Source organism: Bacillus sp. JCM 19034 (genome assembly GCF_001310635.1).
In the GTDB taxonomy this organism is placed as follows: domain Bacteria; phylum Bacillota; class Bacilli; order Bacillales; family Bacillaceae_D; genus Halalkalibacter.
The window spans coordinates 1-7,749 of record NZ_BAXR01000037.1; the positions used below are offsets into that span (position 1 = coordinate 1).

General features: G+C 40.0%; 10 protein-coding genes. All 10 read left to right on the top strand.

The genetic code is table 11. The annotated features are described in order from the left end of the window. A partial coding sequence (locus tag JCM19034_RS23770) for a hypothetical protein (RefSeq protein ID WP_231687077.1) occupies positions 1 to 270 on the top strand: 270 nt, incomplete at its 5' end. A 193-nt stretch (positions 271 to 463) separates the two neighbouring features. Beyond that, complete coding sequence (locus JCM19034_RS20290) at positions 464 to 1,288, top strand: M23 family metallopeptidase (RefSeq protein ID WP_062052591.1); 825 nt, start codon at positions 464 to 466, stop codon at positions 1,286 to 1,288. A gap of 202 nt (positions 1,289 to 1,490) precedes the next feature. Continuing rightward, positions 1,491 to 1,778 (top strand): sporulation transcriptional regulator SpoIIID, encoded by a 288-nt coding sequence (spoIIID, locus tag JCM19034_RS20295; protein WP_062052592.1) that lies wholly within the window; start codon positions 1,491 to 1,493, stop codon positions 1,776 to 1,778. Between the two features lie 111 nt (positions 1,779 to 1,889). Further along, entirely contained in the window at positions 1,890 to 2,894 is a 1,005-nt protein-coding gene (locus JCM19034_RS20300) for a rod shape-determining protein (RefSeq protein ID WP_062052593.1), read from the top strand. Positions 2,895 to 2,933: 39 nt separating this feature from the next. Further along, positions 2,934 to 3,755: a flagellar hook-basal body protein gene (locus JCM19034_RS20305; RefSeq protein WP_062052594.1), complete on the top strand. Its 822-nt coding sequence runs from the start codon at positions 2,934 to 2,936 to the stop codon at positions 3,753 to 3,755. A gap of 15 nt (positions 3,756 to 3,770) precedes the next feature. Continuing rightward, a complete protein-coding gene (locus JCM19034_RS20310) occupies positions 3,771 to 4,613 on the top strand; it encodes a flagellar hook-basal body protein (protein WP_062052595.1) in 843 nt (280 codons plus the stop codon). 27 nt (positions 4,614 to 4,640) lie between these two features. After that, positions 4,641 to 4,967 carry a DNA-directed RNA polymerase subunit beta gene (locus tag JCM19034_RS20315; protein ID WP_062052596.1) on the top strand — a complete coding sequence of 109 codons (327 nt, stop codon included), beginning with the start codon at positions 4,641 to 4,643 and terminating at the stop codon, positions 4,965 to 4,967. A 126-nt stretch (positions 4,968 to 5,093) separates the two neighbouring features. Continuing rightward, positions 5,094 to 5,516 carry a 3-hydroxyacyl-ACP dehydratase FabZ gene (gene fabZ, locus JCM19034_RS20320; protein ID WP_062052597.1) on the top strand — a complete coding sequence of 141 codons (423 nt, stop codon included), beginning with the start codon at positions 5,094 to 5,096 and terminating at the stop codon, positions 5,514 to 5,516. Between the two features lie 50 nt (positions 5,517 to 5,566). Next, entirely contained in the window at positions 5,567 to 7,237 is a 1,671-nt protein-coding gene (locus tag JCM19034_RS20325) for a GGDEF domain-containing phosphodiesterase (RefSeq protein ID WP_062052598.1), read from the top strand. A gap of 143 nt (positions 7,238 to 7,380) precedes the next feature. Then, positions 7,381 to 7,671: a hypothetical protein gene (locus JCM19034_RS20330; RefSeq protein ID WP_062052599.1), complete on the top strand. Its 291-nt coding sequence runs from the start codon at positions 7,381 to 7,383 to the stop codon at positions 7,669 to 7,671. The last annotated feature ends 78 nt before the right edge of the window (positions 7,672 to 7,749 follow it).

The following is a 7,749-nucleotide window of genomic DNA, read 5'->3' on the forward strand; positions in this document are numbered from 1 at the left end:
GCCGGAAAAGAGGAATCCTGCCCCTACAGGCGAATAGGTGCAGAGATGAGCCGAAAAAACGAGGAATCCTGCACCTATCGGCAAATAGGTGCAGAGTTGGGCAGAAAATGGGAGGAACTCTGCCCCTACCGGCAAATAGGTGCAGAGATGAGCAGGAAAAGCAAGGAACCTCGCCCCTACCGACGAATAGATGCAAACGTAGATTGCATTCTTAAAGGCCCCAGCCCCGACCAGAGAATAGAAGCAAACCCAACCCATAGTGAAATTTAGAAGAGATCTTTAACACACGCAGCGTTGCCTTCACGCTAAATAACTCCAACTCTCCGCACATAACCTAAACGAATAAAAAAATAATATGAATAATTCCCATTCGCCTATCAAATACTAAGCACAAAAAAATTTTTTGAAAAAGACGTATAGAATCTCAGTAATCTGATCACAATGGTTGCTGAGGTGATGAGAAATGAGAGAAGATAAGAATCAATCTTCTAAAAATGAGGAAGCAAAAATCAATATTCAAAACTTTTTGCGTAAACGTTGGGTACTTCCTGCAATTTATTTAGTTGCTGCTGCACTAGTTATAAGTGCCGTATTAATGATGCAAAGCGGTGATGATACAGCAGCACCAGAAACAGGTATGGATTCAGAAGATATCGTTCAAGATCATCCTTATGGAGAAGAAGCACTACCTGTTACGTCGATGTCAGAGCGCGTAAAAATGCCGTTTGAAAATGAGCATGATATGAACATTGTTGGATACTTTTATGACGTTCATGCAACAGCTGAAGAGCAACAAGAAGCACTTGTCTATTATAATAATGAGTACTATCCAAATAAGGGAATGGATTTTGCTCATGTCGATGGTGAAAGTTTTGATGTTGTCGCTGCTTTAACGGGAACAGTGGTCCGTGCAGAAAAAGATGAGTTACTAGGTTATATCGTCGAAATCTCCCATGAAGATGATGTAGTAACGCACTACCACAGTTTAGACAGCATAGAAGTTGAGCAAGGTGATACAATTCAACAAGGTGACGTTTTAGGAGAGGCTGGACGAAATCTATATAACAAAGATGCCGGTATCCACGTTCATTTTGAAATTCGCCAAAATGAGGTAGCTATTAATCCGAATGATGTATTTGATCAGCCGATTGATGCGATTGAGGATATTGCCAAAGAACAAGAAGATGAGCAAGAGGATGCAGGGAAAGAAGACGAAGAGAAAGACGGTGCAGATGAAGATCAGGACGAACCAGATGATGAGACAGAGCCGTCTGATGATACTGAATAAGTAAAAGTGGTTCAAACAAGGTGTAGCCATGGCTGATACAAGCCTGAGTTACACCTTTTTTGTTAAAGCAGAAGGTATGTAAACAGCTTTAAGAGTAAATATGTGAAAAGTCGCGCCTGTCCCTATAATAAGGTGGTATATCTCCATTGACTTGCTAATAAACTGTACCAATCACCAAGATTGAATTAGGGAGGCGAGTCGTGTGCACGATTACATCAAAGAGCGAACCATCAAGATAGGTAGGTATGTGGTAGAGTCCAAGAAAACAGTTCGAACCATTGCAAAAGAATTTGGAGTCTCGAAAAGTACCGTACACAAAGACCTCACAGAACGCTTACCAGAAATTAACCCAGAATTAGCAAATGAAGTGAAAGAGATTTTGGAGTATCATAAGTCTATTCGCCACCTGCGAGGCGGAGAAGCAACGAAAGTAAAGTATCGTAAATCAGAGAAAAATAAAGAACATTCAGCTGTACAAACTCCTAACTAATTTTTTGCAAAAATTCCACCCCGTTTCGACATTTATATGGTAAAATTAACAATTAGGTACATCGTATTAGTAGACGTACGATTTTATGTTCGGAATAGGGAGGAAGGAAAAATGTTTGGTCGAGATATTGGAATTGATTTAGGTACAGCGAATGTATTAATACACGTTAAAGGTAGAGGGATTGTTTTAAATGAACCTTCCGTAGTAGCAGTAGATACGACAACGAAACGAGTTCTAGCGGTTGGAGAAGAAGCGTTCCGCATGGTAGGCCGTACACCAGGAAATATTGTGGCACTACGCCCAATGAAAGATGGGGTAATTGCCAATTTTGAAATGACAGAATCAATGCTCAAACACTTTCTAGCAAAAATTAACGTTAGAAACTTCTTATCAAAGCCACGAATACTAATTTGTTGTCCAACCAATATTACATCTGTTGAACAGAAGGCCATTCGAGAGGCAGCTGAGAAGAGTGGCGGGAAAAACGTGTATTTAGAAGAAGAGCCCAAGGTCGCAGCGATTGGTGCAGGGATGGATATATTTCAACCTAGTGGAAACATGGTTGTAGATATAGGCGGTGGAACAACCGATGTCGCCGTTCTTTCAATGGGGGATATCGTCACCGCCTCTTCTATCAAAATCGCAGGTGATCGCTTTGATATGGATATTCTGTCTTATATAAAAAAGAAATATAAACTTTTAATTGGTGAAAGAACATCGGAAAATATCAAAGTACAAGTAGCTACAGTATTTCCGGGTGCACGACAAGAAGAAATGGATATTCGCGGAAGAGATATGGTGAGTGGACTTCCACGTACAATTACGATAAACTCAAGTGAGATCGAAGTCGCATTACGCGAATCGGTATCTTATATTGTACAAGCCTCCAAGCAAGTACTCGAGCAAACACCTCCAGAGTTATCAGCAGATATTATTGATCGTGGTATTATTTTAACAGGTGGTGGAGCACTGCTACACGGAATGGATCAGTTATTATCAGAAGAATTGAAAGTACCTGTTATCATTGCAGAAGAACCGATGCAATGTGTGGCGAGAGGAACAGGCATGATACTAGATAATTTAGATCGAATGTCGTCGAAAAAGGCACATGTTTAATACATAAATAAATATCGTAAAGAACGGAGGGGAAGGTTCATGCTTCGTGGTTTATATGGGGCTGCTTCCGGAATGGTAGCACAACAGCAGCGACAAGAAATGCTAGCTAATAATCTAGCTAATGCAAGTACACCTGGATATAAAGCAGATCAAGCGTCTCTACGTACATTTCCAAAAATGCTCTTACAAGCTGTGAATGCACAATCAATGCCGGTGAACCGTTCATATCCGATTGGCGAGCTAGCTACGGGTGTATACTTGCAAGAGCGTATACCTAATTTCCGTCAAGGAGATTTAATGGAGTCTGGGAATACAACGGATGTGGCATTGTTGCAAGGTATATTGCCAGAAAATGAAGATGGCCGTGAGATGGCGTTATTCTATACGGTTGAACATGATAACGAGGAGCTTCGTTATACAAGAAATGGTAACTTTACAGTTGATGGAGAAGGCTTTTTAACAACCGCCCAAGGACGGTACATTTTAAGTACAGACGGAGAACGAATGGCCGTTGGTAGTGAAAACTTTACCGTTGCTGCAAATGGGATCGTTACAAATGAAGCAGGTGTACAAGTAGGCCAGATCAATGTCGTATTAGCAGAAGATCCGTTGCAGCTCGTTAAAGAAGGCGATGGGCTTTTACGTTTTACGGAAGACGGAGAATTGCCATCAGTAGTCGCTAACGAGGAAATCGCATATCAAATTCAGCAAGGCTTCATAGAGCGTTCTAATGTAGATGCAGGACAAACGATGACAGAAATGATGGCAACCTATCGTTCGTTTGAAGCAAATCAACGTGTTTTGCAAGCATATGATCAAAGCCTCGAGAAAGCAGTTAATGAAGTTGGACGAATCGGTTAAAAGGGGGTATAGATAATGAATACATCGATGATTGCAGGCACTGTAACGATGGGACAATTACAAAAGAAAATTGATACCATTTCCGATAACGTGGCGAATATCAATACGAATGGATTTAAACGTCGAGAAGCCACTTTTTCAGATTTATTGTTCCAGCAATTGAATAATCAGACGAGGCCTCAAGCCGAAGTGGGTCGTCTAACTCCTCATGGCTTACGATTAGGTTCTGGTGCACGTATCGCCCAAACAGCGTTACGCCTAGAACAAGGGGCGTTAAATACGACAGATCGTGAGCTAGATTTTGCCTTAACGGAACGTGACCTTTTCTTTCAAATTGAAGCGACTGTTGGGGGAGAGCTAACGGAACAGTTAACTCGTGATGGTGCGTTTTATTTAACCGAAAGTGAAGATACACCGGGTGCTTGGTCCATTGTAACAGCTGATGGAGGCTATGTTTTAAGCACAACGGGGGCAAGATTGAACGTACCGGATAATTTTCAGTCGATTGAATTAACAGGCAATGGGATACTGGTTGCGACACTAGCTGATGGAGCCCAACAAGAGCTCGGGCAAATTGGCCTTACTCGTGTATTGAAGCCTCAGTTATTAAATGGAGTAGGCAATAATCGCTATCAAGTACCTGAACTAGATACACTCGGCTTGGACGAAGCAGATGTTATTGAAGCTGTTGTAGCAGGACAACAAAACATCCAGCAAGGTGCATTAGAAAGCTCTAATGTAGACCTTTCTAACGAGATGAATGACCTTATTCAAGCACAACGACATTTTCAGTTAAATGGCCAGTCCATTTCAATCGCTGATGAGATGGCCGGTTTAATAAATGGAATTAGAAGATAAGTGTAATGGAGATTTGAGGAGTTTACGATGACAGAAAAAAGGGCTACAACCGAAAAAGTAAAAAAAGAGGCTAAGAAAGAACAACGCCAAAATCGTTCACAGGAGCCTCAACAGCCTAAAAAGGAAAAAGAGCCAAATGAGCCCAAATCGGGTCAACGGCAAAATCGTAGACGATTACGTTTACGTATGATTCCCATTTGGCTACGTATTCTATTATCAATTGTTTTAATTGGCGGAAGCTTTATCGTTGGGCTAATGGTCGGTTATGCCGTCGTTGGTGAAGGGGATAACCCTGGTGAAATTTTGAAGCCAGATATATGGTATTATTTAATTGATTTGATCCGTGGAAAGTAATTTTTCCACGGTGTTTTTTTGAAATAAGACGTAGTAGCGATATCTGTCATAGTGAATATAGACATTCGCAACTAGTAAGAAAATTATGGTATAATGTAAAAAACTATCGTGGAAGGGCTGAGATTATTGCTAACAATTGAAGAAATTAAAGAAATTATTCCACATCGTTACCCATTTTTATTAATTGACCGCATCGTTGAAATAGAAGAAGGTCAAAGAGCAGTAGGGATAAAAAATGTAACGGCAAATGAGGAATTCTTTAATGGTCATTTTCCAGAATACCCAGTAATGCCAGGTGTACTCATTGTTGAGGCACTCGCTCAAGTTGGTGCTGTGGCCATTTTAAAGGTTGAAGCAAATCGTGGAAAGCTAGCAATGTTTGCTGGAATTGATAAATGTCGTTTTAAAAAACAAGTAAAACCCGGTGATCAGCTGCGTCTAGAGGTAGAAATAACGAGAATGAAAGGACCTATCGGTAAAGGACATGCAGTAGCTACGGTAGATGGGGAGGTAGCTTGTGAGCTTGATATGACCTTTGCTATCCAATAAGCTGAAAATATAGAAAGCATTCGTCAGCATCGTGAAAGAGAGGCCTATTCATGAATCCAGCTTTAGCTCGTTTTTTAGAGAATGACAAGAACATTGAAACGTTATTTCGCTGTATAAAAGATGGACTACTATTAATTGACGGGAACTTTAGCATAATAGCAATGAACCCGGCAGTTGAACAGATGACGGGTTTTAGTCAAGAAGATGTTATGAATAAGCCCATCCAAACGTTATTTTCATCATTAAGTCATCAAACAGTCAGTCAGATATATGATACATTGAAAACGAATAAAAGTTGGTCAGGCGAATTGCAAACGATTCGTCATCAATCTGATTGTTTTTGGGCTACATGGTCGATTACAGCAGTAGAACAAGGATCAGGAAATCTGTATTATCTCGCGAACATTCGTGATGTTACAGATCAAATAGAAAAAAATGAGAAAATAGCCTACATATCTAATTTCGATACGTTAACGAAATTGCCGAATCGTTTTGCTTTTACACAATTAGTTGAGCAACTATTGTTGCAAGAAAACAGAAGAACAGAACGGTTTGATCTTCTTTATTTGAATTTGGATCGCTTTGATAAATACAATCGTGATTATGGACTTGAAGTCGGTGATCAACTCATTCTAGAAATGGCCAATCGGTTGCGTGACGTTATCAAAAGCGGACTTGTTAGCCGTTTCAATAGTGATAAATTTATGATCTTGTTACAAAATCAAACAAAGGCAAAGACGCTTGCAATCATTGAAAAGGTTTTTGCTCAATTTGAAAGGCCATTTATGGTTGGGGACCATCCCTTATACTTGACGATTAATATGGGCATTAGTTCATTTCCTGAAAACGGAGGAGACGTACAAGCTTTGTTTCGTCAAGTTGATTGTGCTCTATTTCATGCTAAAAAGGATGGCCGTAATCATTATATGTATTATAAGCCGTACATGAACGATCGTACTGGCCAAGAACTTTCACTTGAAACCTCTTTATTTCAAGCATTCAACAGTAATGAATTTGAAGTGTTTTATCAGCTTCAAGTAGACGTTGAAACATCAAAGCCGTATGGTGTCGAAGCACTCGTTCGATGGAATCATCCAGAAAATGGTGTCCTATCACCTGGTCTTTTTTTGCCGCTAGCCGAAGAAATTGGTCTACTTGCTCGTATTGATGAATGGGTATTAAATGAGGCGTGCAAGCAAGGAAAGCTGTGGCACGATGCAGGCTACAAGATTGTTGTTTCCGTGAATGTGTCAAAAGCGTTTTTTAAACAGCCGGATTTCATTAAAAGGGTGGAACGGGCGATTGTAAATTCGGGGTTAGATCCACAATTTTTATGCTTAGAAATAACGGAACAAACAGCTGCATTACAAATGGAGGAAATCCGCCGAAAATTGAAAATCCTTAAACGTTTTGGCATTCATGTATCTCTCGATGATTTTGGAACGGGTTATTCCTCTTTAAGCCAACTAAATCTCTTTCCAATTGATACGTTAAAGATCGACCAATCGTTAGTACGCGGGGAACCTTCTAAAACGAAAAGTGCGATTGTTGGTCTGATTATTGGAATAGCGAAAACATTAGAAATGAACGTTATATGTGAAGGAGTTGAAACGGAAGAGCAGCTCCAACTCCTAAAAGCAAAAGGATGTAATCGAGCCCAAGGTTATTACTTTGGCAAACCGGTTTCATCTTCTCAATGTGAAGCATTAATGAAAGCGTGATTACATATTTAACAATGAATCATACGTAATCGTATGGTTCATTTACTTTATATATGGAATTATGATAAAAAAATGAATATATTGGATAACTTAGGTAATACTACTTGACAGCTAGACATATTTCAACATGGAGGTAATTAAGAATGAAAAAATGGTTACTAGCATTAGCAATGGTTGTCTTATCAATGGGGGTTATGACAGCTTGTGGTGCACCTACAGAAGAAGATCCTCTTCAGGAAGATCCGATGATGGAAGAAGAGCCTGGAATTGAAGATCCTGCTGTTACACCAGAAGATGATGTACCGATGGATGAGCCAATTGAAACAGATCCAGGTGCTGAAATGGAAGACCCTGAAGAACAGATTGACGTTGATGTTGAAGGTGAGCCAACGGGTGATGAGTTAGCTGATGATAATAATGAAGACGATGAATAAAGATAAGAAAGAGCTCCTAGTTTAGGAGTTCTTTTTTTTGTAAAAAGAAAACCCTAGGCTTGGCCTAGGGTTCCGGAT

Excerpts from the sequence above, each read along its gene's own strand:
- JCM19034_RS20310 (WP_062052595.1), top strand. The coding sequence starts at position 3,771 with ATGAATACATCGATGATTGCAGGCACTGTAACGATGGGACAATTACAA.
- JCM19034_RS20325 (WP_062052598.1), top strand. The coding sequence starts at position 5,567 with ATGAATCCAGCTTTAGCTCGTTTTTTAGAGAATGACAAGAACATTGAA.
- JCM19034_RS20305 (WP_062052594.1), top strand. The coding sequence starts at position 2,934 with ATGCTTCGTGGTTTATATGGGGCTGCTTCCGGAATGGTAGCACAACAG.
- JCM19034_RS20315 (WP_062052596.1), top strand. The coding sequence starts at position 4,641 with ATGACAGAAAAAAGGGCTACAACCGAAAAAGTAAAAAAAGAGGCTAAG.
- JCM19034_RS20290 (WP_062052591.1), top strand. The coding sequence starts at position 464 with ATGAGAGAAGATAAGAATCAATCTTCTAAAAATGAGGAAGCAAAAATC.
- JCM19034_RS20300 (WP_062052593.1), top strand. The coding sequence starts at position 1,890 with ATGTTTGGTCGAGATATTGGAATTGATTTAGGTACAGCGAATGTATTA.
- JCM19034_RS20330 (WP_062052599.1), top strand. The coding sequence starts at position 7,381 with ATGAAAAAATGGTTACTAGCATTAGCAATGGTTGTCTTATCAATGGGG.